This is a genomic window from Brucella pecoris, assembly GCF_006376675.1.
GTDB classification, from domain to species: Bacteria; Pseudomonadota; Alphaproteobacteria; order Rhizobiales; family Rhizobiaceae; genus Brucella; species Brucella pecoris.
The window spans coordinates 115,212-141,105 of sequence record NZ_VEWK01000005.1; the positions used below are offsets into that span (position 1 = coordinate 115,212).

Here is a 25,894-nt window from a genome sequence, read left to right on the forward strand (position 1 = left end):
TCGTAATTTGAGGCTTTCGGGTTGTCGAGATCATTACCGGTCATCCCCAAACAAATATGCTTGAACTCCACACTGGCTTATCTCATGTCGATCAGGCCACGCCTGATTGCTTCACGGGTTGCCTCCGCGCGAGAGGACACGCTGAGTTTTTGATAGATCGCCTTCACATAGTCGCTGACTGTATGTTCCGATAGCCCAAGTTTGCGCGCGATCTCGCCGTTCCGGTGTCCGATGCCGATTTCCTTCAGCACTTCGGTTTCCCGGCGCGACAGATGGATGAATTCGCCATCCAGCTCCGCCGCTACCGGATGGGTGGATATCGCTTTCACGCGCGCGACCAGATTGAGCCTGGCGCGGATCGTGAGAATGAGAACGTCGAAGTCGATCGGCTTCGTGAGATAATCGTCAGCGCCTGCTTCCCTGCCGGTCAGCTCGTAGCTTCGGTCGGCAAGCGCGGTCAGAAACAGGAACGGCGTTCCGGCAAGGTCAGAGCGGGAGCTGCGAATCTGTTCCAGAAACTGGAGGCCGTTGGTGCCGGGCATCAATATATCGCAGATGATGATGTCGGGTGTCGTCGTGTCCAGCACGCGCAGCGCTTCGGTCGCATTGGCTGCGCCGACGGCGTTGAAACCTGAAGTACTCAGCTCATCGATCAGTTCTTCCAGAATGTGTGTTTCGTCCTCGATGCAGAGGACGGTGGGCATGGGGAGGATTTCAGGCAGTCGCATGCTGGGCCACCTTTGGTAGAGTCAGAATGAACACCGTACCTTGTCCTTCAATCGAAGTGAAGACAAGCGTTCCGCCGTGCAATTCGGCCAAGGCGCGCGACAGGCTGAGGCCAAGGCCGGTGCCTGCCATGTGCGATGCGTTGCTGGCGCGGAAAAAGCGCGTGAAGATGCGCTCGGTATCCTCTGCCGGTATGCCGATGCCGTAATCGCGGACGATGCATCGGAAGCCGTTCTCGTCTTCTTCCGTGGTCACTTCGATGGGTTTGTCGGCGGGCGAATATTTGGTGGCATTGCCAAGCAGATTGACCAGAATCTGCTCGACCAGAATGCCGTCGCAATAACAGAAGGTCTCGCTGTCCGGAATGTCCATCACCAGTTCCAGCTCGGGATGCAGTTCCTGATGGTAGGTGCAGGTATTGCGGACCAGTTCCGAAAAATCGACTGGCTGCCGGTTGATCTGGAAACCGTTCTCATCAAGGCGTTCCGCATTGGCCGTGCTTTCCAGAAGCAGAATCAGACGGCGGCTGGCGTTACGCATCCGCTTGGCCTTGTCGATGATGATTTCGGGTGTGAACTCGTCGGCACGGCGAATGAAGCGCTGTGCGATGATGTCGATGATCGATACGGGCGTGCGGAACTGGTGCGAGACTGTGGTGATGAAGCTCTTGTAAAGTTCCTTGGCCTTGCGTTCGTTTTCCAGTGCTTCACGCAGGGCGGCAGTGCGGTCGGCGACGGTGTGTTCCAGTTGCTGCTTGTATTCTTGCAGCGCCTTGTTGGCACGCTCGGCCTTGCGCATGTTGGAAAACACCTGCCATGACAGAATGCCCCCGGTGGCCATGATACCCAGCACCGCGAACATGATGAGATAGATCGATTGCAATTGCTGGTCGCGCTGCGCGCCGCCGCGGTCCCGTTCCAGGATCATCGCATCATTGGCAACCTTGGTCAGTTCCTCGCGCATGGGAACGAGCGCTTCGTAAATGGCAATCGGGTCGAATTTTTCCGGCTCGGCGTCGATCATCGCCTCGATTTCGGGAAGCCGGTCGGCATTGCGCTGGATGGTTTGGGCGCCACCCGGAATGCCTGCGAAATATTTCTTCTGCGGGGCATCCGCCAGAAGCGCAAAGCGGCTGTAGAGAACGTCGAGACGGAGCGAGAGATCGGCTGTGTTGGTGTTGCCGCTTGGCAGTATCAGCGCCGCTTCGCCTAGCCGCCCGGCGTCGCGTTCGGTCTGGGTGATGGCCCAAACCATGTTTTCGCCGACATAGGTTGCGAGCGATTTCTGGATGACGAGAAGCTGAATGAATGCATAAGCGAGCAGGGCTGCGAAACCCACCATGACCAGGCCGGAAAGAATATAGCCCCGCTTGAGTCTCATTTCACCTCGATCTGCTTCAACTGCCATGCCCAGCGGTGATCATAGCGCGAATCGTTCAATTCCTCATGCTGGTCGCGCGGGTAGACGATCCAGTATGGCCCCTTGTCACGCCGGTTCAACTCCTTGCCGTTCATCTTGTGCGCGACGAGAACATCGTATTTGTAGGCGTCTTCCAGCGGAATGCTGATGCTGTAATCATTGAGCGCGAGCACGGTGATCGAATGGTCGGCAGCCGCTTTTCCGTCGATTCCCACGGTCGCCAGCACGTCGCGCAACAGCACTCCGTCGAAATTCTGTGGCCCTTCGGTCCATGCGGTGTTCGTCGTCAGCGTGTTCTGCGGCAGTTTTGTAAAGTCCTCGCCGGTCAGCACACGCGTGGTTCCGTTCGGAGCGACAATGGTCAGTGTGGTGGGCGGCGCAGCTTCAACCGCGCCGGTAAAATATGTGATTTGGCAGATGGCGAAAAACGCGATCAATGCCTGTAGCGCCAGAAGACGCCGGGAAGCGAACATCCAGTTTGCGCATGACACGTGGGTATCTCCAGAAACGAACAGTTACGAATGCATCTAAGCTTAAACGGGAGGACGTGTGCAATTTCAAGGTTCTCTTGAGTTCGCAAAGCGAAATTACCCGCTGAAAGCTTCAATTCACACGTAACATTAAAAAATTTCGTTCCAATGCCAAATAAATATCAAACTGATTCACAAAATCTTTCAATCTCTACCGGCATTTACAAGTGTTATTCGGAAAGAAAGACGTGTTCTTCTTTCTAACATACCCCCCTGAACAGGGGAATTGTTTTTCTCTGTTAGAGCGTTCACTTAATAACCGCCGGCCTGTTGGGGCTTAGGAGGCTGGCGCAAAATTGGGCGGGGGCTGCTTATCGACCGCGGGGAGTCGGGGTCGATAGGCAGCCAACCAGTCTGGATAGCGCGGAAGCGGCGATAACGGTTACTCTCGGAAAAGTTTCGAGCTACGAATAAACCGATCCTGCATTCATCGATTGCTTTCTGGATAAGAATGGCCGACTGGCATCTGGTCGAGCCTAAGAACCTGCCGTTCGGGTTCCTCGATCAGAGCGAGCTTGCAACTCTTTCGCGTCCTTCATCTGGAGGGCGCGCTTTTTTTTGCCCTTCACTGAAAATGCAGTTATTTCCCTCGCCACGGTTGACGAATGTTTGCGATTCTCAGGCGGCATGTCTTTGCATCTGTGGGTTGTAAGTACAGTGTGGAAGTGCTTCAAGAAAACCCAATACTCCTCCCAAGAAACTGAGATTTTCATCTTTTGTTTCTGTAATTTGCAATGTAAAAGCGGTGATGCGCATTCGCGTTGTCCAGTAAAAATCTATGCATTGCAGGCGGGCATCCGGGGGGATTCACATGACAGGTGTATTGCGTCGCAGGACGTGGCTGTTGATGGCAACGGCGGCGCTGGGGTTGAACGCAACGGGCGCTCAGGGGGCTGGTGATGTCCACCTCGGCACATCCGGACAGGTTTTCGATATTAGCGGGGCAGGGGGTGGCCAGATTATCGGCGCACTTAGTGGCGTTTCCGGTACCTTCGTTGAGCTCGGTTCCAATATATTGACGTTTGGGGATACCCGCAGTTACACCTTCGCTGGCTCGATCAACGGCATTGGCGGTGTCGTCAAACAGGGAAGCGGAATACAGACTTTTACCGGAGCCAGCACGTTTACCGGCGGTTTGACCGTTGCCGAGGGAACGGTTGCTTTGGGCATGGGCGGGTCTCTTTCGCCAATCAGCCGAGTGAATCTCGCAAATCCAGGAACCTATTTCGATATCAGAGCGGCAGGCGCTCAAACAATAGGCGGGCTGTTTGGGGTATATGGAAGCACGATCTGGCTCGGTGCCAATAATCTAACATTCGGTGACGCGACTAATACTGCTTTTGGTGGCATGATTAGTGGTACTGGCGGCATCATCAAGCAAGGCACTGGCACGGCAGTATTCACGAGTGCAAATATTTATACCGGCGGCACAACGGTCAACGGCGGCGTCCTTGCACTGGGTGCAGGGGGGGCGCTTGCGGCAATCGGTGCGGTCAACCTCAACGGTATAGGCGCTTCTTTTGATATCAGCGCCGCAGGTGCTAATCACACTATCGGTGGGCTGTATGGCGTCGCCGGTACAACCGTCGCACTCGGTGCCAATGCACTTTTATTTGGCGATACGGTCAACCAGACATTCGCTGGGACAATCAACGGCACGGGGGGAATCGTCAAGCAAGGTCCGGGAACGGAGACGCTGACTGGCGCCAACACCTTCACCGGCGGTACGACAATCAATAGTGGAACGCTGGCGCTGGGTGCCGGAGGCTCACTCGCTGCGGGCAGCGGCGTGTCCCTCGGCGCAGCCGGAGCCGGGTTCGATATCAGCGGAGCAGGGACTGACCAGACTATCGGCGCGCTAAGTGGCGTCAGCGGTACGAATGTAGCGCTGGGTGACCGCACGTTGACGTTCGGTGATGCGACCAGTCAGATTTTCGCCGGAACAATTGGTGGCACCGGTAGCATTATCAAGCAGGGTAGCGGAACGCTGACCCTTTCCGGTGCCAGTTTATTCTCTGGCGGCATCAAAATTGCTGCAGGAGGCATTTCTATAGGCCCCGGAGGTTCGCTGTCGTCCACCAACACGGTAAATCTTGCAAATTCGGGAACTGCCTTCGATATCAGTGCGGCGGGCGCTCAGGCAATCGGCTCACTGGCCGGAGCGGCAGGAAGCCAGGTCAACCTGGGCGCGAACGCCCTGACATTCGGTGATAATTCAAACGTCACATTCGGCGGAACAATCGGCGGCACTGGCGGAATCAAGAAGGTCGGTTTGGGCACACAGACCCTGACCGGCGCAAACACCTTTACCGGTGGTACGACGATCGATGCAGGCACGCTGGCGCTCGGTGCCGGTGGTTCACTTGCGGCTGGCGGCTCTATAAATCTCGGCGCTGCAGGCGCCGGTTTTGATATCAGTGGGGGAGGCAGCAGCCAGACCATTGGAGCATTGAGCGGTGTTGCTGGAACGATCGTATCGCTTGGTGCCAACACACTCAACTTCAGCGGTGCGGCCAGCCAGATTTTCGGCGGGACGATCAGCGGTACGGGTGGAATTGTCAAGCAGGGCAGCGGACAGCAGATTTTCAACGGCATCAACACCTATATGGGGCCTACCAACGTCAATGCCGGTAGTCTCATCATAGGAGATACAAACGGCAGTTATGCTTCAGTTGCCGGTGATGTCACTGTTGCCTCCGGTGCAACAATTGGCGGACATGGTCGCATAGATGGTGATCTGCTGCTGGCTTCGGGTAGTCATTTAAGTCCCGGTGCCAGCATCGGCACGCTTACGGTCGGAGGCAATCTCACGGTTGGGCGGGGTAGCCAGCTTGATTTCGAGTTTGGTGCGCCGGGTCCGAATTTCACGACTTTCGGTCTCAGCGACAGTGTCAGGGTTGAAGGCAACCTGACTATCGACAGTTCTGTTCTCAATATCACTGATGGCGGCGGCATGGGGCCGGGCGTGTACAACCTTTTCAGTTTTGGAGGAGCACTAACCATCAGTAACGGTGGGTTCAGCCCGCCTTCGGGAAGCAGTATCCAAGTACTCACGGGTAGCAAGCAGATCAATCTGATCAACATGGCTGGATTCCAGCTCAATTTCTGGAACGCAAACGGTTTAGCCAGCCCGACGCAGATGGGGGGCGGCAGTGGGACGTGGTTTGTTGCGGATAATAACTGGACTGATTCTCAGGGCAGCGTGACCGGCCCCATGATTCCGCAGCCGGGCTTTGCAATATTTGGCGGTGCACCCGGCCTCGTCAGGGTCGATAATACCGGTGGTGCGGTGAGTGCGCTTGGAATGCAGTTTGCCAGCGACGGTTATCGGCTCGATGGCGGTGCTCTGATCCTCATCGGCAGCAGCGGAAATGCATCTGAAATTCGCGTTGGGGACGGTTCGGCTGCAAGCGCAAACTGGACTGCAACCATCGATAACGTCATCATCGGCATGGAGGGCATCGCCAAGACCGGTGCGGGAACGCTCGTTCTCAATGCCTTCAATGCCTATAATGGTGGCACACGGATCAGTGCCGGCACACTTTCGGTATCGAACGACGGCAATCTTGGCTTTCCCATCAGTGGTCTCGTCCTTGATGGCGGCACGCTGCGGATCACAGGAACCGGGTTTTCGCAAACCGCCCGCAGTCTGACCATGACCGGCAGTGGCGGCGGCTTCGACATTGCCGATGCGGCAGCACGCTTTACGGTCTCGCAGGCTCTTTCGGGCAGCGGCGCTCTGGTCAAAGCGGGCGACGGCACATTGATCCTGGCGGGTGCGAACAGCTATAGCGGCGGAACGCTTGTCAGCGGCGGCACCTTGCAGGGTGATACGGGAAGCCTGCAAGGCAATATCACCAACAATGCGCAACTTGTTTTCGACCAGCAGAGCGACGGCACCTTTGCAGGCAATGTTTCGGGCAGCGGTACGTTTGTCAAATCGGGCAACGGAACATTGATCCTGGCGGGTGCGAACAGTTATAGCGGCGGCACGCGCGTCAGCGGGGGCACTTTGCAGGGTGATGCGGGAAGCCTTCAAGGTAACATCACCAATAATGCGCGGCTTGTCTTCGACCAGCAGAGCGACGGCGCCTTTGCAGGTAGTCTTTTCGGGAGCGGCAACCTTGTGAAACAGGGGGCGGGCATGCTGGTTTTCAACGGCAATGGTGCGAGCTTTACAGGCTCCACTGTCATTGAAAACGGTATGCTCAAGGTCGGCGATGCCGATCCATCGGCTGCGGTTTTGGGTGGCGATGTCACCATCAGGACGGGCGGTACGCTACGCGGGCACGGCGCAATTCTCGGATCGGTCACCAATGACGGTGTGTTGCGTCCCGGTGGTTCCATCGGAACGCTGACCATTGGCGGCAATCTGGTGCAGGATGCGAACAGTGTTCTGCAGATCGACACCACGCCTGCAGGACTGGCGAGCAATCTCGTCATCGGCGGTTCGGCGCAGCTTGCGGGCGGTCTTTCGATTATTGGCGAAAATGGCGGCTGGGCACCACAGACCAATTATACGATCCTGACTTCGGCAGGCGGTATCAGCGGAACATTTGCGTCAATCGACAGCAATCTGGCGTTTCTGACGCCGAGTCTGAATTACGGTGCGACGACGATCGATCTCCGTCTTGAGCGCAACGATGCCAGCTTTGCCAGCGTCGGCGAGACGCGAAACCAGAAAGCGGTGGCTTTTGCTGCCGATGGGCTGGGCAGCGGCGCAGTTTATAATGCGCTTGTCAGCCTGACTGCCGCTGAGGCGCGCGCTGGTTTCGATGCTCTTTCGGGTGAAATCCACGCCAGCGTCAAAGGTGCGCTGATTGACGAAAACCGGTTTGCACGTGACGCCATCGGCGATCGCCTACGCGCTTCGTTCGATGCAAATTGCCTGGCGGGCAATTCGGTATGGACAGGCAGAGACAGCACCGGAGCTTACGGTCAGGCCTGCGCCAACACCGCCGAAACGGCCTTCTGGCTGCAAGGTTATGGTGCCTGGGGTTCCTATGACGGCGACGGCAATGCCGCCAAGCTCTCAACTTCGGCAGGCGGTATGTTCATCGGTGCCGACATTCCGGTCGGCAACTGGCGCACGGGCCTGATGGCAGGCTATGGCCATTCTTCCTTCGATGCCGATGCCCGTTTCTCAAGTGCTACCGTCGACACCTATACGCTCGGGGCCTATGCCGGAACCGTGGTCGGGCAGGTTGGGGTAGGCGATGTCGGGCTTCGCTTTGGTGCAACCCATAGCTGGTACGATATCGACACCGGACGCTCGGTTTCCTTTGCCGGTTTCAATGCGGCGGAAGAGGCTTCATACGACGCAAGGGCGCTGCAATTGTTCGGCGAGGCCGGTTACAAGATGCAGGCCGGTCGCACGAGCTTCGAGCCTTTTGCCAATCTGGCCTATGTCCGGCTTCATACTGATGGATATGATGAGGATGGTGTTGCCGGTCTTCACAGCGGCAGCGACAATGACGACGTCACCTATACGACGCTTGGTTTGAGAGCCGCGACCGATCTGACGCTTGGCGGTATCGCTTCGACATTGCAGGCAACGGTCGGCTGGCAGCATGCGGTCGGGGACACGACTCCCGTTGCCCGTCATGCATTTACCGGTTCGGATACCTTCAATGTAGCAGGTGTGCCGATTGCTGAAGATGCAGCCCTGATCGAAGCTGGCCTGAACTTCCAGTTCAGCGAGAACGCATCGCTTGCAGCCGGTTACAAGGGGCAATTCGGTGATGGAGCCGTGCGGAACGGCTTCAACGCTTCGTTCAACGTGAAGTTCTAGGCTCATAAAATTTGTGACGATCGTTGCTCATGGCAACGATCGTCACAAATGAAGATATGACAATTACTTCTGTTCTGGTGCCGTTGTCTGAATGCTAGCAGTTGTCTGAGGCTTCTCCATCTTCGTGGAGGATTGAGCACTATGATAGGTGCAGTCTGCCATCGCGGCTGTAACCGACAGAGCGAGGACAGCGGTAGTCACGAATACGACTTTCATGTCTGTCTCCCTTCAGTTGGGATGTATCATTGCAACGGCAAGTTTAGCAGAGCCTGATCGCCCTGTCGCATCACATCGTCCCCAAAACGTGATATGCCATATTTTGGCCATGATTTCGCCGGGCGTTCGCCATAGATTTCTATGGTGGAATGTATTGGTTCTCGTCGCAAAAACGTATTTGGCGCGAAAACTGCGCCAAATCGTGGTTTTGCCTTAATGTGGTTTCGGTCTGTTCAGGACGCGCAGCGGCTCACCACAGCGCGCTTGCCGCCGAGCGAGAGGAACGAGATATGCAGGGACTGGCCGACGGGTGAAATCGTGATGTTTTCATTCGACTGCTGGCCGTTGGCGGTGCAGGACATGGCCACGGTAAACGTACCTTCGTAATTGTTCATCCGCGTGACCGAACATTGGCTGTCGCGGCTGTCGAAACGCTCGCCGGAAATGGAGAACCGCTGGCCATCGGAACTGCACCAGTTACCGGTGATGGGTGTCGGGTCGACGGGCGGCTTTGCGAGGGAGGCACTTGCCGACGGGCCGGGCGTCGTTTCGGAACACGCAGTCAATGCTGTGACAACGAGGGCGAGGGCAAGCAAACCGGGTTTCTGCAACAATCTTCTCCTTCATGCATCGGACAAGCCCCTCTTAAAAAAGAGATTCGGGCGATATCGCGACGGCGGGACGCCAGTCCACAATTTGCATGAAGAAAGGGCCGGATTGCTCCGGCCCTTCTGTTTGGACATAAGGGAAGACTCTGGGTTATTCCCCCGGAGCCAGATGCGGGGCTTCGATCTTCGCGCCCGAATGCTTGAGCGGGCGTTCGCCGGAGAGCTTGCGGATCAGCACATAGAACACCGGCGTCATGAAGATACCGAAAGCGGTCACGCCGATCATGCCTGCAAAGACCGCGATACCCATGGCCGAGCGCATTTCCGCACCGGCACCTGTCGACGTCACCAGAGGCACCACGCCCATGATGAACGCCATCGAAGTCATCAGGATCGGGCGCAAACGCAACCGGCTGGCTTCGACTGCAGCCTGCACGACGCTTCGTCCGGACAATTCCAGCTCGCGGGCGAATTCCACGATCAGGATCGCGTTCTTCGCCGATAGCCCCACAAGGACGATCAAGCCGATCTGTGTGAAGACGTTGTTGTCGCCTCCTGTCAGCCAGACGCCAGTGAGCGCTGCCATGATCCCCATCGGCACGATCATGATGATCGAAAGCGGCAGGGCAAGGCTTTCATACTGTGCAGCCAGAACCAGATAGACGAGCAGCAGCGCCAGCGGGAAGACGAGGAAACCGGAACTGCCAGCCAGAATCTGCTGGTAGGTCAAGTCGGTCCACTCGTAAGCGATGCCCGGAGGCAGGGTTTCTTCCGCGATCCGTTCGATGGCAGCCTGCGCCTGACCGGACGAGAATCCGGGAGCCGGGTTGCCGTTGATATCAGCGGAAAGGAAGCCGTTATAACGGATGGCGCGTTCTGCACCCACAGTCTGTTCGACTTTCAGAAGAGCCGACAGCGGGATCATCTCGCCCGACTGCGAACGAACCTTCAGCTTGCCGATATCCTCGGCATGGCTGCGATAATTCGCATCGGCCTGAATGCGCACGCTGTAGGTCCGCCCGAAGGCATTGAAGTCGTTGACATAGAGTGAACCCAGATAGATCTGCAGGGTTTCGAACACATCGGTCACCGCCACACCAAGCTGACGCGCCTTCGTGCGGTCGAGATCGGCATAAAGCTGCGGCACATTGATCTGGTAGCTCGAATAGAGCCCGGCCAGTTCCGGTGTCTGATACGCCTTGGCGAGAAACGCCTTGGTCGCATCGTCAAGCGCTTTGAAGCCAAGCCCGTTGCGATCCTCAAGCTGAAGCTTGAAGCCGCCTGTCGTGCCGAGACCCTGAACGGGCGGCGGCGGGAACATGGCGATGAAAGCATCCTGAATGGCACCGAACTGCTGGTTCAGGTCTCCCGTGATGGCATTGGCCGAAAGCTCCGGGGTTTTACGTTCCTCGAACGGCTTCAGCGTCACGAAAACGATGCCGGAGTTCGACGAATTGGTGAAACCGTTGATCGACAGGCCGGGGAAGGCAATGGCATTGGCCACGCCCGGATGCTTGAGGGCAATGTCGCTCATGCGGCGGATCACATCTTCCGAACGGTCGAGCGTTGCCGCATCCGGCAATTGCGCGAAGCCGATCAGATATTGTTTGTCCTGCGCCGGAACGAAGCCGCCGGGCACTGCACGGAACAGAACGAAGGTGACACCAAGCAGCACGACATAGAGGCCCATGACCAGCGACTTGCGCGAGAGAATACTGCCAACGCCGCGTCCATAGGCGTTTGAACTTGCACCAAAGAAACGGTTGAAGCCACGGAAGAACCAGCCGAACGCCTTGTCCATGATGCGGGTAAGCCGATCCTTCGGCGCATCGTGACCGCGCAGCAGCAGGGCTGCCAGAGCAGGCGAAAGCGTCAGCGAATTAAACGCGGAGATCACGGTCGAGATCGCGATGGTGAGAGCGAACTGGCGGTAGAACTGGCCAGTCAGGCCGGTGATAAAGGCAAGCGGCACGAAGACCGCAACCAGCACCAGCGCGATGGCAATGATCGGCCCGGACACTTCCTGCATGGCACGATAGGTTGCCTCGACCGGCGACAGGCCCTGTTCGATGTTGCGCTCGACATTTTCCACCACCACGATGGCGTCATCGACCACAATGCCGATGGCAAGCACGAGGCCGAAGAGGCTGAGTGCATTGATGGAGAAGCCGAACACATACATGACCGCGAACGTGCCGACGATGGAAACGGGAACGGCAACCAGCGGAATGATCGAGGCGCGCCATGTCTGCAGGAACATGATGACCACGATAACCACCAGAACAATTGCTTCGAGCAGGGTGTGAACGACCGACTCGATGGAGGCTTTCACAAAGGCTGTCGTGTCATAGACGATGTCGAAATCCACACCCTCCGGCATGGTCTTCTTCAGATCGGCCATGGCGGCGTGGACGTTCTCGGAAATCTCAAGTGCATTGGAGCCGGGGGCCTGGAACACGCCCATGCCCACAGCCTGCTTGTTGTCGAGCAGCGAGCGCAGGGAATAATCGGCAGCCCCCATTTCAACGCGCGCAACATCGCCCAGCCGGGTGATTTCACCTTCGCTGCCCGATTTTACAACGATGTTGGCAAATTCTTCCGGTGACTGGAGACGGCCTTGCGCATTGACAGAAAGCTGAAGGTCGAGACCCGAAACCGACGGCGATGCGCCGATGACACCGGCAGCAGCCTGAACGTTCTGCTGGCGGATGGCATTGGCGATGTCGCTTGCGGAAAGTCCGCGTTCGGCAGCCTTCTGCGGGTCTATCCAGACGCGCATCGAATAATCGCCACCGCCGAATATCTGCACCTGACCGACACCCGGAACGCGGGCGATACGGTCCTTGACGTTCAAAACGGCATAATTGCGCAGATAGTTCACGTCATATCGCCCATCGGGCGAGATAAGGTGAACGACCAGCGTAAGGTCCGGCGAGCTTTTGGCGGTTGTGACGCCCAGCGTGCGCACTTCTTCCGGCAGGCGTGGCTCGGCCTGCGAAATACGGTTCTGTACGAGCTGCTGGGCCTGATCGGGATCGGTGCCGAGCGCGAAAGTGACGGTCAGCGTCATGACGCCATCGGCGGTCGCCTGGCTCTGCATGTAGAGCATGCCTTCGACACCGTTGATCTGTTCTTCAAGCGGCGTTGCGACGGTTTCGGAAATAACGGCCGGGTTGGCGCCGGGATATTGCGCGCGAACCACAATTTGTGGCGGCACGACTTCTGGATATTCCGAGATCGGCAGACCTGTCATGCCGATCAGACCGGCAACGAAGATCAGAACCGACAGAACGCCAGCGAAGACCGGGCGGTCAACGAAAAAGCGTGAAAAGTTCATCTGTTTATCCCCCTTAAGCGGGAAGGCAAAGACTCTCCTGACCCGCGGAAACGTGCGTTCTCGCGGGTTGATGAGGCTGAGTTCTTGCGTCTAGCGCGCGCCGTAAGGCGCGCCGTTTCAACTAATTCTTGGCAAGCGTTTCGGTGACAGGCTGCGGTACGACGACCACACCCGGACGAATGCGTTGCAGGCCGTTCACGACGATATTCTCGCCGGGCTTCAACCCGCTTTCGACAATGCGCAGGCCGTCATAATTGCGACCGAGAACCACCTGTCGGTATTCAACCTTGTTATCCGCGCCGACCACGAAGACGAATTTCTTGTCCTGATCGGAAGAAATCGCCCGGTCGCTCACCACCAGTTTTTCATCCGGTTCCGGTTCGCCGAAACGAATGCGGACAAACTGGCCCGGTATGAGCCTTCCATCCGGATTGTCGATCGCAGCGCGAACGCGGATCGTTCCGGTCGTGGCATCGACTTCATTGTTGATGAGCTGTATATGGCCGGAAATCGGAGTGCCTTCATCAGAAGCAGTGCCGATCTGGACGGGAATGCGCTCGATGGCACTTCCGCCGGGTGAGGCGGCAAGCTTGGCAAGCGCCTTGGTGACGACTTCCTCATTGGCGCTGAAGCTTGCATAGATCGGATCGACCGAAACAAGCGTGGTCAGGACCGGCGAAGCGGAACTTGCGGCAACCAGATTGCCCGCCGTGACTTCCAGCCGTCCGACGCGACCGGAAATCGGCGCGCGCACTTCCGTATATTGAAGGTCAAGCTCGGATGAACGAAGCGCGGCCTTGGCGGAACGCAGGCTTGCCTGCGCCTCGTCATAGGCGCTGGAGCGCTGGTCGAGGCCGCTCTGGGCAATGGTGCGGGTGGTCACGAGCTGGCGCCCGCGATCCAGTTCGGTCTTGGCCAGCGCAACGCGGGCTTCTTCGGCTGAAACCTGCGCTTTCGCCTTTTCGACCGCTGCTGCATAGGGCTCGGGATCGATGGTGACGAGCAGGTCGCCCTGCTTTACCAGCGCACCTTCGCGGAAATGAGCTTTCAGGATAGCGCCGCCGACGCGCGGGCGAATTTCAACCCGGTCAATCGCTTCCAGACGACCGGAGAATTCTTCCCAGCTCACGATGCGTCGCGATTCCGCCTTGGCGACAGAAACCGGCACGGCAGGCGGCGGAGCGGAAATATCGGTTGCGGCGTCGGCCTTGAGGTGAGGAACACCAAAGAGAATGGCGCCGCCGCCTGCTGCAGACAATAGGATACTCAGGCCGGCGCCCCAGAGGGCCCGGCGGGCTGTGATCGATGTCATTGTTGTATCTCCTAACCGGTGGGGGCCGGTCTCAATGTGAGCATCAGATCAAAGCTTGGGAGGACTTCAAAACTGATGTTATGCTGCGATTGGCTTTGCTCCTGCCTGCCGGAAGAAATCGGCAAACAGGTCGATAAGTTTATGTTCCTGTGGCGACCAATCGGTGCCCGCCACCTTGTTTTCGGGTATCCAGCCGGCTTTTCCGGGCAGGACATGAGACTGAACCTTCACGCCCGCCTGACGGAGACGCTCGGCATAAGCCTGCGTTTCATCGCGCATCGGGCATTGGGCGCTGGTGACAAGCAAAGTGGGTGCCAGACCAGCAAGACGCGTACACAAGGCAGGCGCAGCATAGGGGTGGGTGAAACCCGCACACTCGCCCAGATAATGCTGCCAGCCATCCGACATCGTCTGGACGGCGCTTTCCGGGCAATATTTGCGGAAAGACGCCGTGGCGAGGCAGGGATCGAGCATGGGCGAAAGCAGTATCTGGCCCTTGAGATCGGTCAGATATTGATCGCGCGCCATGAGGGCCACGCCGGCTGCAATATTACCGCCCGCCTCTTCACCGGCGACGAACAGCATCGACTTCTTGTGCGCAAATTCCGGGCAACGCTCGCGCATCGAAGTCAAAATCGAGTAGGTTATCTCAAGCGCCGCCGGGAACGGGTTGAGGCAGGCTGACGAATATTCCGGCGAGACGACCACCGCACCTGCCTCGGCAAGTGTTTCGGCAACGCGTTCGCAGGCACCAAGGCAACTGACCGAGAAAGCCCCGCCGTGAAGGTGCAACACCACCGGCGGCGGAGAGAGCAACTTGGCACCGCGATAAACGCGTGCCGTGCAGGTGGCGCTGCCCGCCTGCCCATGGGTGTTCCCATGAACCTGCCCATGAACCTGCATTGTCTCTACCGTGAACTTCTCGCACATCTTTCTTGCTTTCGTGTATAGCGGCAAACCGCCATGGTCAGATATTATCATTGTCTATAGGCTGGAATAGTCCCCTAGATTTGTTTACACTATCCAGAATCTCGAACAATGATGGTTATTGAAGATGGACCAGCTCTCGGCCATGCGTGCTTTTCTCCGGGTTGTTGAAACCGGGAATTTCACGCGCGCCTCCGCCTCGCTCAATATGCCCAAGGCAACGATCAGCAATCTCATCCAGGGATTGGAAGCCCATCTGCGTACAAAACTCCTCAATCGTACGACCCGCCGTGTTCTCGTAACACCGAACGGCGCGCTTTACTATGAGCGTGCAGCACGATTGCTGGCCGATCTAGCAGAACTTGACGGCAGTCTGTCGAGTGCCCAGACCTTGCCCAAAGGTCGGCTGCGCGTTGAAATGGCAAGCGCGGTCGCCAATCTCATCATCATTCCGGCGCTGATCGAGTTTCACCAGCGTTATCCCGATATCCAGATCGATCTCGGCGTATCGGACCGGCCTGTCGATTATGTGGCGGAAAATGTCGATTGCGCTATTCGTATCGGCGAGCTGACCGACCAGTCGCTGATTGCGCGCCGCATCGGCGACATGCATTTCACTGCCTGCGCTTCCGCCGAATATCTCGACCGTTGTTCCACCCCGCTCCACCCGTCCGATCTTGGCCGGAACTGCACGGTGGTTGGCTATTTCCGTCCCTCGACCGGCCAGCAGATGCCGTTCCGTTTCAAAAAGGGAACAGAGGAAATCGAGGTCAACGGGCGCTATGTCGTGGCAGCGAATGAATCGACCACCTATCTCGCCGCCGCGCGGGCAGGGCTCGGCGTGGTGCAGGCACCATTGTTCATGGTGCGCGAGGATCTTGAAAACGGCACGTTGCGCCCTGTCCTGCAGGAATGGGAAATCGAGCCGATGCCGATCTATCTGGTCTATCCACCCAACCGGCACCTCAGCAACCGCCTGCGCGTCTTTGCCGACTGGGTGGTCAAGACGGTCGCAAGGTCTCAACTCAATGGGAATTAGCGCGCGCAGCGCCGCTTGTTGAGCCGGACCTTGATCCTGTCGGGAGAGGCACTTTTCGCCTTGTGGTCCGACGAAACGATATGTGCACGCACGGTGCAGTCGCCGGCCAGAACCTCGAAATTATTGGAGCGGATATACATCACCGTATTGATCGGCTGGTCGGGCATTTTCTGCGCGACAGCATTGACGACAGCGGTGACTTCCTGCGCCCTTTGCTTCGAACTGCCATTGCTGGCAGCGAACGCCGGGCTGAACCCGGATGAGAATGCGAGTATGCCCGCAAGCAGAAAAGCAGCGTTAGCTTTCTTCATTGGCATGGCCTCCGATTGAGCTGGAATTGAATGGACCAACATAGGCCCCAATTGCGTCAATACCAGTGCCGGAAGGCTGGATTTAACCTCTTTTACCAGGTTTTTGTCTCGTTTATGCCGTTTGCGATGCGTTTCACGGTGGTCGCGACCAGAAGCAGGCACAGGAGCGGCTGCAGCCAGAAAGTCCACTCCGGCAGCGCGCCATCGATGGCGATCCAGGCGCCAAGCACGCCGAAGACCACGGCGCGGTCGCTCTTGCCCATCGGGCCGTCATAGCGGCGGCTTGATCCAAGTGAAGCGCCGGTAACGCCTGCAAACTCCGTCAGGGTGGCCAGAAAGATAATCGCGAAAATCCAGGGCGCTGACAAAGGTGCGATGATCGCAAACGGTGCGTACAGCGCGGCATCGGAGACGACATCGCCGATCTCGTTGAGATAGGCACCGAGCGTCGATTTCTGCCCGTGTTCGCGCGCCAGCATTCCATCGACGGCATTGAGCGCCATGCGCAGGAACAGCCAGACCGGGACGAGCGCAAACCATGCCGGATTTGCGCACCACGCCAGAAAAGCGCCAAGTATGATTGAGACGAGCGCGGCGGTGACTGTAACCTGATTGGCCGTTACACCGCCTGCGGCAAGTCGCACGACAAGAGGTCTCAGTAAATTCTGGAAACGCGACTTAAGTTGATAAACCGACATCAAGAATCTCTTGGGAAACGAAGAATAAGTATTGAACAGCTATTTGCGGTTCGCTCCAGCTCGTTTATTCAAACATTTGGTTTCACTCAATAGAAATTGGGAGAAATTGGGGGCAATCGGCCCGTGAGGAAACAGGTGCAGAGGGGATGGCATGAACGAGCACGCAGTAAAACCGCATCGCGCCGCGCAGGAAAGCCAGTTCGTCACCCATGACGGCAGCTCGCTGTTTTACCGTTTCTGGCCATCACTCTGCGAAAAGCCGAAAGGCGTCATCGTTCTGCTGCATCGCGGGCACGAGCATAGCGGACGCGTCGCGCACCTCGTCGATGAGCTGGGGCTGGATGACTATGCCTTCTATGCGTGGGATGCGCGCGGCCACGGCCAGTCGCCGGGCGTGCGTGGCTTCTCGCCCTCATTCGGTGCGTCGATCCGTGACCTGGATAGTTTCGTAACCCATATCCGGCAGGAAACCGGCGCCGCCATCGAAGATGTGGCGATTATCGCGCAGAGTGTTGGCGCGGTGCTGGCCGCTGCCTGGGTGCATGATTATGCGCCGAATATTCGTGCGCTGGTGTTGGCTTCACCTGCCTTCGACATCAAGCTCTATGTGCCCTTCGCCAAGGAGAGCATCGGCCTGTGGCAGAAGCTGAAGGGCACGTTCTACGTCAATTCCTACGTCAAACCACAGTTTTTGACTCATGATCCGGAACGCATCGAATCCTATCGCACTGATCCGCTGATCACGCGGCCCATCGCATCGCATATCTTGCTTCAGCTTTATGAGGCGGCAAAGCGCGTGGTGGACGATGCGCGGGCGATTACGGTTCCGACGCAACTGCTCATTTCCGGCAGCGATTTTGTCGTGCGCCCCGCGCCGCAACATCGCTTCTTCGAGAACCTTGGCAGCCGCATCAAGGAGCGGCATGTTCTGAAAGGTTTTTACCACGACACGCTGGGCGAACGGGATCGCAAACCGGCAGTGGAACGCATCCACGATTTCATCGAGGCCCGTTTTGCGGAAGCACCGCAGCGCGCCGATCTGACGGAAGCGCATATAGCGGGCCATACGCGCGACGAAGCGGACCGCTTGTCGAGCCCGCTGCCGCTTCTGACGGCACAGGGGCTTTACTGGGCGTCGACACGCGCTTCGATAGCCTTCGGCGCATTGTTTTCGGAAGGCTTGAAAGTCGGCAAGCGCACGGGCTTCGATTCCGGTTCCACGCTCGATTACGTCTATGAGAATGAAGCGCGGGGCCTCGGGCCGGGCGGCAAGCTTATCGACAAGCAGTTTCTGGAAGCGATCGGCTGGCGTGGTATCCGCCAGCGCAAGGTGCATCTGGAGGAACTGATCGGTGCGGCGATCAAGCGCCTCAAAAGCGAAGGCCGTTCGACCAATATCCTCGACATTGCCTGCGGCCATGGCCGTTATGTCATCGATGCGGTGGCGCGCGCCGACGAAATGCCGGACAGCATTCACCTGCGCGATTATTCGCCGATCAATGTGCTGGCAGGCAACAAGCTCATCAGGGATCGCGGGCTGGAATCCATCGCTCATATGGAAGAGGGCGACGCTTTCAACGAGGAAAGCCTTGCAGCGGTGACGCCGCAGCCGGACCTTGCCATCGTGTCCGGTCTTTACGAACTTTTCCCCGATAATGCGCTGATCAATCGTTCGCTGTCGGGGCTTGCCCGCGTGCAGAGACCCGGCTCATTGCTGATCTACACCAACCAGCCATGGCATCCGCAGCTTGAAATGATCGCACGGGCTTTGACGTCGCATCGCGGCGGAGAGGCATGGGTGATGCGTCGGCGCACGCAGGGCGAAATGGACCAGCTTGTCGAGAAGGCAGGCTATCGCAAGCTCGAACAGCGCATCGATCAGTGGGGCATTTTCTCCGTATCGATTGCAGAACGCGTTGGAGACGGCGAAGCGTGACCACGCAATTAACGGAAGTGGATGGATCTTCACGGTGGTCAGTGATCCGCCGCGCCATCCTTTGGCTTCTGTTTCTTGGCCCCTTTTTCTACCTGACCTACGGTACGGCGAACTGGTTCGCATCGCAGCAAAGTCACGTACCGAACCTTGCTTTCGAGTGGGAACACCATGTTCCCTTCATCGCGTGGAGCATCATTCCCTATTGGTCGGTCAATCTGTTCTATGCGATTGCGCTGTTCGTCAATGACAGCCCGGAACAGGTCGACCGGCTGGCAAAGCGCTATCTCACCGCGCAGATCGTCGCTGTTCTCTGCTTTGTCGCTTTTCCGTTGACCGCAACTTTCGTAAAACCGGCAACAGCCGGGCTTCCGGGTTTCATGTTCGATGTGCTTGGCGGCTTCGACAAACCCTTCAATCAGGCGCCATCGCTGCATATTGCGCTCTTGATTATCATCTGGGACCAGATGCGCCGCATAATGGGCGACGCCATGCGCGTGGTCTGGCATGTCTGGTGTCTGCTGATCGGTCTGTCGGTGCTCACCACCTATCAGCACCACGCGGTCGATATTCCGGCAGGCGCGTTGCTTGGCCTGTTTGCCCTATGGCTTTTTCCGCGCAGCGGTCCTTCGCCGCTTGGGGGCTTTCATTTCACTTTCGATATGAGAGCCAAACGGATCGGTTTTTATTATCTGGCGGGTGGAGTCCCGTTTCTGGCTCTGGCAATCCACGGCCTGTCCATCACTGGCTATGCGATTTTCTGGCTCTGGCCCGCGACGGCACTTGCCATCGTCGCTCTTGGCTATCTCGGTGCGGGGGCTGGCATTTTCCAGAAGCAGACAGACGGGTCGGTCAGCCTTGCAAGCCGTTGGCTGCTTTGGCCTTACCGGCTTTTTGCCCGACTGAACGTGCGGTTCTGGACGCGCAAACTGCCGCCACATGTCGAACTGGCCGACGGGGTGTTTCTTGGACGGTATCCAAAACCAGCGGAGCTTTCCCCCTTTGCTGCCGTCGTTGATCTTGCCGCTGAAATGGTGCCGCCACGCCATTTGCCAAGTCATTCAATTGAATGGAAAAGCTTTGGCACGATTGATCTGATCGCACCTGCATCCGAAACAGTGCGACTGGCATCCGATGCCGTTGAAGCTGCGCGCCATCGTGGTCCGGTGCTCATCTGTTGTGCGCTTGGTTTTCAGCGCAGCGCCACGGTTGCAGTTGCGTGGCTCGTGTCTACCGGCCACGCTGCCAACGCGCGGGAAGCTGAAGCGCTGATCCGCTCCAAGGGCTGGCCTGTCCATCTGCATCGTGCCGAGGGGGTGGCATGAATTCTCCGGCAACGTCCATCGCGATTGTGTTGCGCCGCAATGCCGTTCTCGGCATTGCTTTCGCTGTCGTTCTTCTTGCGGTCGCCCCTTTCATGCGCCCGGTACACGATTTGGCTTTCTGGCTGATCTGGCCGCTGCTGCTGGCGAGCGCATTGATCGTGCTGGGGATTGCAGCGCACCTTTTGTTCGATGCTGCGCTTTTCCGCCTGATCGCCGGTTCCGGTGAAACGGGATTGGGTGAGGTAGACAGCATTCTTGAGCGCATGGGTTTGCGCTCCAATGACGGCACGGTCCGTCCACTTGCGAAAAGGATGGAAGGCTCGCGACGCATCATGGGGCGTCTGCGGTTCTTCATGGGGCTGGGTATCGTACTTTTCATTCTCATGGCCACGGTGCCATTCGGTCAGGGGCTTTGATATGCGGGAACTGATCCGCCATCAGGTGCAATCGATTTTCGGCTCGCTTCTGGCAATCCTGTCGCGCGGGATTACCGGCGTGCGGCCAATCTGGAGTGGCACCGGGCCATCGCGTACTCAGCGCATCTATTTTGCCAACCACACCAGCCATGGCGATTTTATCCTGCTTTCCTCCTGTCTCGATCAGGAGGAGCGTGCGCGCACCCGCGCTGTTGCCGGTGCGGATTACTGGCGGGGAAACCGCGTGCGCCAGTTCATGGCGGAAGTTTTGCTGCGCACCGTATTGGTTGAGCGCAACTGGGTGGAACGCACGCAGGACCCGATGGAAGTGATGCTGAAAGCTTTGGCCGATGGTCACTCGCTCATCATCTTTCCCGAAGGCACACGCAACATGACCGATGAAGCGCTGCTGCGCTTTCGTTCCGGCATCTACAATCTGGCGCTGGCGCGTCCTGATGTCGAGCTGGTGCCCTGCTGGATCGAAAATATGTCGCGTGTTTTGCCCAAGGGCGCAATGCTGCCAGTACCGCTTCTGTGCCGTGTCATTTTCGGTGCGCCGGTGCAGCTTCGCGACGGCGAGGACCGCAAGGAGTTTCTCGTCCGCGCCCGCCAGAGCCTTCTCGATATTCAGCCCCATAATGGTAAGCACCCATGAGTGAAACGACCCGACTCTTTCTTGGCCTCATGGGCGTTCTGACAACGGCAAGCGCCGTTGCCGGTGTTCTTTCATGGCGCGCGCCAAAACCGCTTTCGTCCACGCTCGTCAATCTCAATGCCCGCATCAAAGCATGGTGGATCATGGTCGGCGCCATGTGCATCGCTTTCCTGTTCGGCAAGGGCGGCGTGATCGTGCTGTTTGCGCTGATCTCGTTCGCCGCCTTGCGCGAATATGCGACGCTGACCCAGACCCGCCGCGCCGACCATCGCGTGCTGCTCGGCATGTTCCTGCTGGTCATTCCGGTGCAATATTATCTGATCTGGATCGACTGGTACGGGCTCTATTCCATCTTCATCCCGGTCTATTGTTTCCTTGCCATGCCGGTTCTGACTGCACTTTCCGGGGACACGTCGCGCTTTCTGGAGCGCATCAGCGAGCAGCAATGGGGCATCATGCTGTCGGTCTATTGCATCAGCCATGTGCCCGCGCTGATGACGCTCGATATTCCCGGTTTTGATGGCAAGAAACTGCTGCTGATCGCGTTTCTGGTGGCGACCGTTCAGGGCAGCGATGTGTTGCAGTATATTTTCGGCAAACTGTTCGGCAAACATCGCATCGCGCCCAGCATATCGCCGTCGAAGACCTGGGAGGGGTTTGTCGGCGGGGTTGCCGCAGCGTCTCTTTTGGGAGCAGGGCTTGCCTGGCTGACGCCGTTTTCGCCGGTTCAGGCGGGCGCACTTGCTGCAACTTCCTGCATCATGGGCTTTTTCGGCGGGCTGGTCGCTTCCGCCATCAAGCGTGATCGCGGCGTGAAGGACTGGGGACACATGATTGAAGGACATGGCGGGATGCTTGACCGTGCCGACAGCCTCGTTTTTTCGGCGCCTGTCTTCTTTCATATCGTGCGGTATTTCTGGACGTGAGATAGCAGCGCTAAACCCTGTCGGCCATGCGGGCCGGTTCTTCCTTGTCGATCAGATGGGAAGGGGCTGCGAATTGCAGCAGCTTGTTCTTGTTCGTGATCTTGATTGCGGAGGCTTGCACACTGACGCCATGGGAACCGAGTGTCGCAAAATTGCGTGACAGGTTCTCCGGCGTCATGCCGAGATAGGCGGCCAGCGTTCGTTTTTCATAGGGGATCATCACGACCTCCGCGCCGTTGTTCAACAGCGATTCCTTGACGATCCAGTTGGCGAGGCGCTGCACACTGCTTCGAAGCTTCTGTGCCTTCAGTTCCTTGACCAGACGGCGATAGGAGCGTGCGGTTTCAAAAACGACGGCGCGCATGAAGCCGACATCCTCGCTCATCAAATCCCGGACAAGGCTGGAGGGCACCATCAACACGCGGGTGGGCGTCAGTGTCTGCGCGGTCTGCAGGCAAACATCGTCATTGAGAACCGCAGCGAGAATGAAAATATCGTCATTGCGCAATATCTCCAGTGCCGTTTCGCCGTCATCCGATTTCGCCGACATCAGCACAAGGCCATCGAGGATCGCAAACAGAAAGTCGGCGGGCTCGTCTTCCTTGATCAAGGTCGTTCGCGGCGGAAATGACTGCACGAAGCTCGGACGCATGATCCGCTCGAATGTGGCATCTGCCATATCCATGAAAAGCGGCAGATTTCTCAGCGCGTCGATATCTTCCTTCCGCATTAAACCTCACTTTTGGGGTCAAGTTTTTGTTGGTCTATTATGCTTGATTAATATCAATTAGGCAATGCGTATTCATCAATACTTCGGACAAACTAAATCTATTTTTGGCGTTAACTCACGAATATCTTAAATTCAACTTGAATAGTCCGGCGATATTGATCTTAATCAATGTATTCATCTGAAAGTCGACGCATAAGTGCAAACGAAACCTTCCATGGTATTCAATTCGGAGTACGCCTATGCAACATGTCGCAGGGGAAAATCCCAGGGCGCAGACTACCGCGCTGGCGATGAGTACGACCGCATTCACAGTCTGTTTTGCGGTCTGGACCATCTTCGCAATCATCGGCATTGAAATTCGATCCGAGCTGGGCTTAAGCGAAACCCAGTTCGGCCTGCTCGTCGGTACGCCGATCCTTACGGGATCGCTGATCCGTGTCATCCTGGGCATCTGGGCGGATCGCTATGGTGGCCGCGCCATCTTCACGCTGACCATGCTGGTCTCGGCGGTTGCCACCTGGCTTCTGACCTATGCCACCACCTACCCGCAGATGCTGATTGCAGCACTCGGCGTCGGCGTGGCGGGCGGGTCGTTCTCGGTCGGTGTTGCCTATGTCTCGCGCTGGTACCCACCCGAGAAGCAGGGCGTTGCGCTCGGCATTTTCGGCGCGGGCAATGTTGGGTCGGCGGTGACGAAGTTCTTCGCGCCGATGGTCATGGTTGCATTCGGCTGGCATGCGGTCGCCGAAATCTGGGCGGCCGCGATGGTCGTCATGGCACTGATCTTCTACTTCACCACGAGCGACGATCCGGTTCTGGTCGAGCGTCGGCGCAAGGGCGAAAAACCGACAAGCACGCTGATGGAGCTGGAACCGCTCAAGAACGTGCAGGTCTGGCGTTTCTCGCTTTACTATTTCTTCGTCTTCGGCGCTTTCGTGGCTCTCGCGTTGTGGCTGCCGCAGTATCTGATCCATGTCTATGGTGTCGATATTCGCCTGGCAGGCATCATCGCGGCGTTCTTCTCTGTCCCGGCCAGCCTTTTCCGCGCCTATGGCGGGCATCTTTCGGATGTCTACGGCGCGCGCCGGGTCATGTACTGGACCTTCGCCGTTTCGCTGGTCGCGACATTCGTATTGTCCTATCCGCCGACGGATTATGTCATCCAGAGCGATAACGGCCCGCTTGCTTTCCATGCTGAAATGAGCGTGATCGGTTTCACCATCACCGTCTTCATCCTTGGCTTCTTCATGGCGCTCGGCAAGGCCGCCGTCTTCAAGCACATTCCGGTCTATTATCCGGGCAATGTCGGCTCTGTCGGCGGCCTGGTGGGTATGATCGGTGGTCTCGGCGGCTTCATTCTGCCGATCCTGTTCGGCGTGCTGCTGGACCAGACCGGCCTTTGGACGAGCTGCTTCATGCTGCTCTTTGTCATCGTCGCGGTCTCCTTTGCCTGGATGCATGTCTCGATCCGCCAGATGGAGCGTGCAGCCGAAGGCAAGGCCACGGAAGAGCTTCCGGCCTTTGCCGAACTGCAGGGGCTCAAGAAGGCCGAAGTCAAACCTGCAAAGGGCGATTCCGTCCTGACCGACTGGCGCCCGGACGATCCGACCTTCTGGGAACAGAAAGGAAAAAGGATCGCCAAGCGCAATCTGTGGCTTTCGATCCCCGCGCTTCTCCTGTCCTTCGCCATCTGGCAGGTCTGGTCCGTGGTGGTGGCAAAGCTGCCGCTGGTGGGCTACCAGTTCACGACCGACCAGCTCTTCTGGCTGGCAGCGCTCCCCGGCATTTCGGGCGCGACGTTCCGCATCTTCTATTCCTTCATGGTGCCGATCTTCGGCGGCCGCCTGTGGACCACACTGACCACCTGGTCGCTGGTCATTCCGGCCATCGGTATTGGCTATGCCGTGCAGAACCCGAATACGCCTTACTTCATCTTCCTGCTGTTGGCGCTCTGCTGTGGCTTCGGTGGCGGCAACTTCGCCTCCTCCATGTCCAACATTTCGTTCTTCTTCCCGAAGCATGAAAAGGGCAATGCGGCGGCGCTCAATGCGGGTCTCGGCAATCTCGGCGTCAGCGTCGTGCAGTTCGTCGTTCCGCTCGTCATCACTGCCGGTATCTTCGGCAAGCTTGGTGGCGATCCGGCAATGGTCGCGACCGCATCAGGCGAAGCCCCGCTCTGGCTCCAGAACGCCGGCTTCATCTTCGTACCGTTCATCGTCATCACCGCTTTCGCCAACTGGTTCGGCATGAACGATATCGCCTCGGCCAAAGCATCGTTTGCTGATCAGGCCGTGATTTTCCGCCGCAAGCACAACTGGATTATGTGCTGGCTTTACACCGGCACGTTCGGTTCGTTCATCGGCTATTCGGCTGGCTTCCCGCTTCTGACCAACATCCTGTTCCCCGAGATCAATGCGCTGCAATTCGCCTTCCTCGGACCTCTCGTCGGCGCACTGTCGCGGTCGGGTTCGGGCTGGCTTGCGGATAAATATGGCGGCGGTCGCGTTACCATCTGGGCATTCGTGCTGATGATGATCGGCGTGGCGGGCGTGCTGTATTTCGTCGGCATCAAGGAACAGCCGAATGCTTTCTGGGGCTTCTTTGCTTCCTTCGTCCTGCTGTTCTTCGCAACCGGTATCGGCAATGCCTCCACGTTCCAGATGATCCCGGCGATCATGTCGAAGGAAATGGTGCGGCTGATGCCAAACGCCACCCCGGAAGAACGCCGTCACGAAGCGGACAAGGAATCTGCTGCCATCACCGGCTTCACCTCGGCCATTGCTGCTTTCGGCGCTTTCTTCATTCCGAAGGGCTACGGCACCTCGATCAGCATGACCGGCGGACCGGAAGCAGCACTCTGGGCCTTCCTGATCTTTTACGTGACATGCCTCGTCATCACCTGGGGCGTCTACACCCGAAAAGGCGGTCTGCTTTATGACGTCGAGCGCCGCAACAAGACAGCCGCTGCTGCTGCCTGAAGAAATAAAGTGAGGAT

20 protein-coding genes are annotated in these 25,894 nt (G+C 57.7%); 8 read left to right on the forward strand and 12 right to left on the reverse strand.

Annotation, left to right across the window (positions count from 1 at the left end):
• Positions 1 to 77: 77 nt before the first annotated feature.
• From FIB18_RS11705 to FIB18_RS24820, 4 genes are all read right to left on the reverse strand, one after another.
• A complete protein-coding gene (locus FIB18_RS11705) occupies positions 78 to 728 on the reverse strand; it encodes a response regulator transcription factor (protein ID WP_140020872.1) in 651 nt (216 codons plus the stop codon).
• Positions 715 to 2,106, reverse strand: coding sequence for a sensor histidine kinase (locus FIB18_RS11710; RefSeq protein ID WP_140020873.1), 1,392 nt, complete (start codon positions 2,104 to 2,106; stop codon positions 715 to 717). Before FIB18_RS11710 ends, FIB18_RS11705 begins: the two co-directional genes overlap by 14 nt.
• Positions 2,103 to 2,636, reverse strand: a complete 534-nt coding sequence (locus FIB18_RS11715) for a molybdopterin-dependent oxidoreductase (protein WP_235894883.1) — start codon at positions 2,634 to 2,636, stop codon at positions 2,103 to 2,105. The genes FIB18_RS11710 and FIB18_RS11715 overlap by 4 nt, the downstream gene beginning before the upstream one ends.
• A gap of 657 nt (positions 2,637 to 3,293) precedes the next feature.
• Entirely contained in the window at positions 3,294 to 3,431 is a 138-nt protein-coding gene (locus tag FIB18_RS24820) for a hypothetical protein (protein ID WP_158295704.1), read from the reverse strand.
• A gap of 55 nt (positions 3,432 to 3,486) precedes the next feature.
• Here FIB18_RS24820 and FIB18_RS11720 point away from each other — a divergent pair, with 55 nt between their 5' ends.
• Complete coding sequence (locus tag FIB18_RS11720; protein ID WP_158295705.1) at positions 3,487 to 8,466, forward strand: autotransporter-associated beta strand repeat-containing protein; 4,980 nt, start codon at positions 3,487 to 3,489, stop codon at positions 8,464 to 8,466.
• 63 nt (positions 8,467 to 8,529) lie between these two features.
• On the opposite strand, the gene FIB18_RS24825 is transcribed toward FIB18_RS11720, so the two are convergent.
• The 5 genes from FIB18_RS24825 to FIB18_RS11740 all read right to left on the reverse strand — a co-directional run bounded on the left by FIB18_RS24825 (position 8,530) and on the right by FIB18_RS11740 (position 14,869).
• Positions 8,530 to 8,682, reverse strand: coding sequence for a hypothetical protein (locus tag FIB18_RS24825; RefSeq protein WP_155723819.1), 153 nt, complete (start codon positions 8,680 to 8,682; stop codon positions 8,530 to 8,532).
• A gap of 233 nt (positions 8,683 to 8,915) precedes the next feature.
• The gene (locus tag FIB18_RS11725) at positions 8,916 to 9,293 is read right to left on the reverse strand and encodes a hypothetical protein (RefSeq protein ID WP_140020875.1); all 378 of its coding nucleotides are present in this window, start codon (positions 9,291 to 9,293) and stop codon (positions 8,916 to 8,918) included.
• Between the two features lie 148 nt (positions 9,294 to 9,441).
• Positions 9,442 to 12,627, reverse strand: a complete 3,186-nt coding sequence (locus tag FIB18_RS11730; protein WP_140020876.1) for an efflux RND transporter permease subunit — start codon at positions 12,625 to 12,627, stop codon at positions 9,442 to 9,444.
• A gap of 121 nt (positions 12,628 to 12,748) precedes the next feature.
• A complete protein-coding gene (locus FIB18_RS11735) occupies positions 12,749 to 13,939 on the reverse strand; it encodes an efflux RND transporter periplasmic adaptor subunit (protein WP_140020877.1) in 1,191 nt (396 codons plus the stop codon).
• 78 nt (positions 13,940 to 14,017) lie between these two features.
• A complete protein-coding gene (locus FIB18_RS11740; RefSeq protein WP_407921856.1) occupies positions 14,018 to 14,869 on the reverse strand; it encodes an alpha/beta hydrolase in 852 nt (283 codons plus the stop codon).
• 124 nt (positions 14,870 to 14,993) lie between these two features.
• On the opposite strand from FIB18_RS11740, the gene FIB18_RS11745 reads away from it, so the two are divergent.
• Entirely contained in the window at positions 14,994 to 15,905 is a 912-nt protein-coding gene (locus FIB18_RS11745; protein WP_140020878.1) for a LysR family transcriptional regulator, read from the forward strand.
• Here the strand turns inward: FIB18_RS11745 and FIB18_RS11750 are convergent.
• Together FIB18_RS11750 and FIB18_RS11755 are read right to left on the reverse strand one after the other, a co-directional pair.
• On the reverse strand, positions 15,902 to 16,216 hold the full coding sequence (locus tag FIB18_RS11750; RefSeq protein WP_140020879.1) for a hypothetical protein: 315 nt from the start codon (positions 16,214 to 16,216) through the stop codon (positions 15,902 to 15,904). The two genes, FIB18_RS11745 and FIB18_RS11750, sit on opposite strands and share 4 nt — an antisense overlap.
• Positions 16,217 to 16,308: 92 nt before the next feature.
• Positions 16,309 to 16,914, reverse strand: coding sequence for a CDP-alcohol phosphatidyltransferase family protein (locus tag FIB18_RS11755; protein ID WP_140020880.1), 606 nt, complete (start codon positions 16,912 to 16,914; stop codon positions 16,309 to 16,311).
• Between the two features lie 151 nt (positions 16,915 to 17,065).
• On the opposite strand from FIB18_RS11755, the gene FIB18_RS11760 reads away from it, so the two are divergent.
• The 5 genes from FIB18_RS11760 to FIB18_RS11780 are packed head-to-tail and all read left to right on the forward strand — an operon-like array spanning position 17,066 to position 22,169.
• Entirely contained in the window at positions 17,066 to 18,850 is a 1,785-nt protein-coding gene (locus tag FIB18_RS11760) for a bifunctional alpha/beta hydrolase/class I SAM-dependent methyltransferase (protein ID WP_140020881.1), read from the forward strand.
• Positions 18,847 to 20,172 carry a phosphatase PAP2/dual specificity phosphatase family protein gene (locus tag FIB18_RS11765; protein WP_140020882.1) on the forward strand — a complete coding sequence of 442 codons (1,326 nt, stop codon included), beginning with the start codon at positions 18,847 to 18,849 and terminating at the stop codon, positions 20,170 to 20,172. Before FIB18_RS11760 ends, FIB18_RS11765 begins: the two co-directional genes overlap by 4 nt.
• Positions 20,169 to 20,588: a hypothetical protein gene (locus FIB18_RS11770; RefSeq protein ID WP_140020883.1), complete on the forward strand. Its 420-nt coding sequence runs from the start codon at positions 20,169 to 20,171 to the stop codon at positions 20,586 to 20,588. Before FIB18_RS11765 ends, FIB18_RS11770 begins: the two co-directional genes overlap by 4 nt.
• A 1-nt stretch (position 20,589) precedes the next feature.
• Positions 20,590 to 21,243 (forward strand): lysophospholipid acyltransferase family protein, encoded by a 654-nt coding sequence (locus tag FIB18_RS11775; RefSeq protein WP_140020884.1) that lies wholly within the window; start codon positions 20,590 to 20,592, stop codon positions 21,241 to 21,243.
• On the forward strand, positions 21,240 to 22,169 hold the full coding sequence (locus tag FIB18_RS11780; RefSeq protein ID WP_140020885.1) for a phosphatidate cytidylyltransferase: 930 nt from the start codon (positions 21,240 to 21,242) through the stop codon (positions 22,167 to 22,169). The genes FIB18_RS11775 and FIB18_RS11780 overlap by 4 nt, the downstream gene beginning before the upstream one ends.
• A gap of 10 nt (positions 22,170 to 22,179) precedes the next feature.
• Here the strand turns inward: FIB18_RS11780 and FIB18_RS11785 are convergent, their stop codons facing one another.
• A complete protein-coding gene (locus FIB18_RS11785; RefSeq protein ID WP_140020886.1) occupies positions 22,180 to 22,899 on the reverse strand; it encodes a cyclic nucleotide-binding domain-containing protein in 720 nt (239 codons plus the stop codon).
• A 239-nt stretch (positions 22,900 to 23,138) separates the two neighbouring features.
• Between FIB18_RS11785 and FIB18_RS11790 the strand changes: the two genes are divergently transcribed.
• Complete coding sequence (locus FIB18_RS11790; protein ID WP_140020887.1) at positions 23,139 to 25,877, forward strand: nitrate/nitrite transporter; 2,739 nt, start codon at positions 23,139 to 23,141, stop codon at positions 25,875 to 25,877.
• Positions 25,878 to 25,894: the final 17 nt, after the last annotated feature.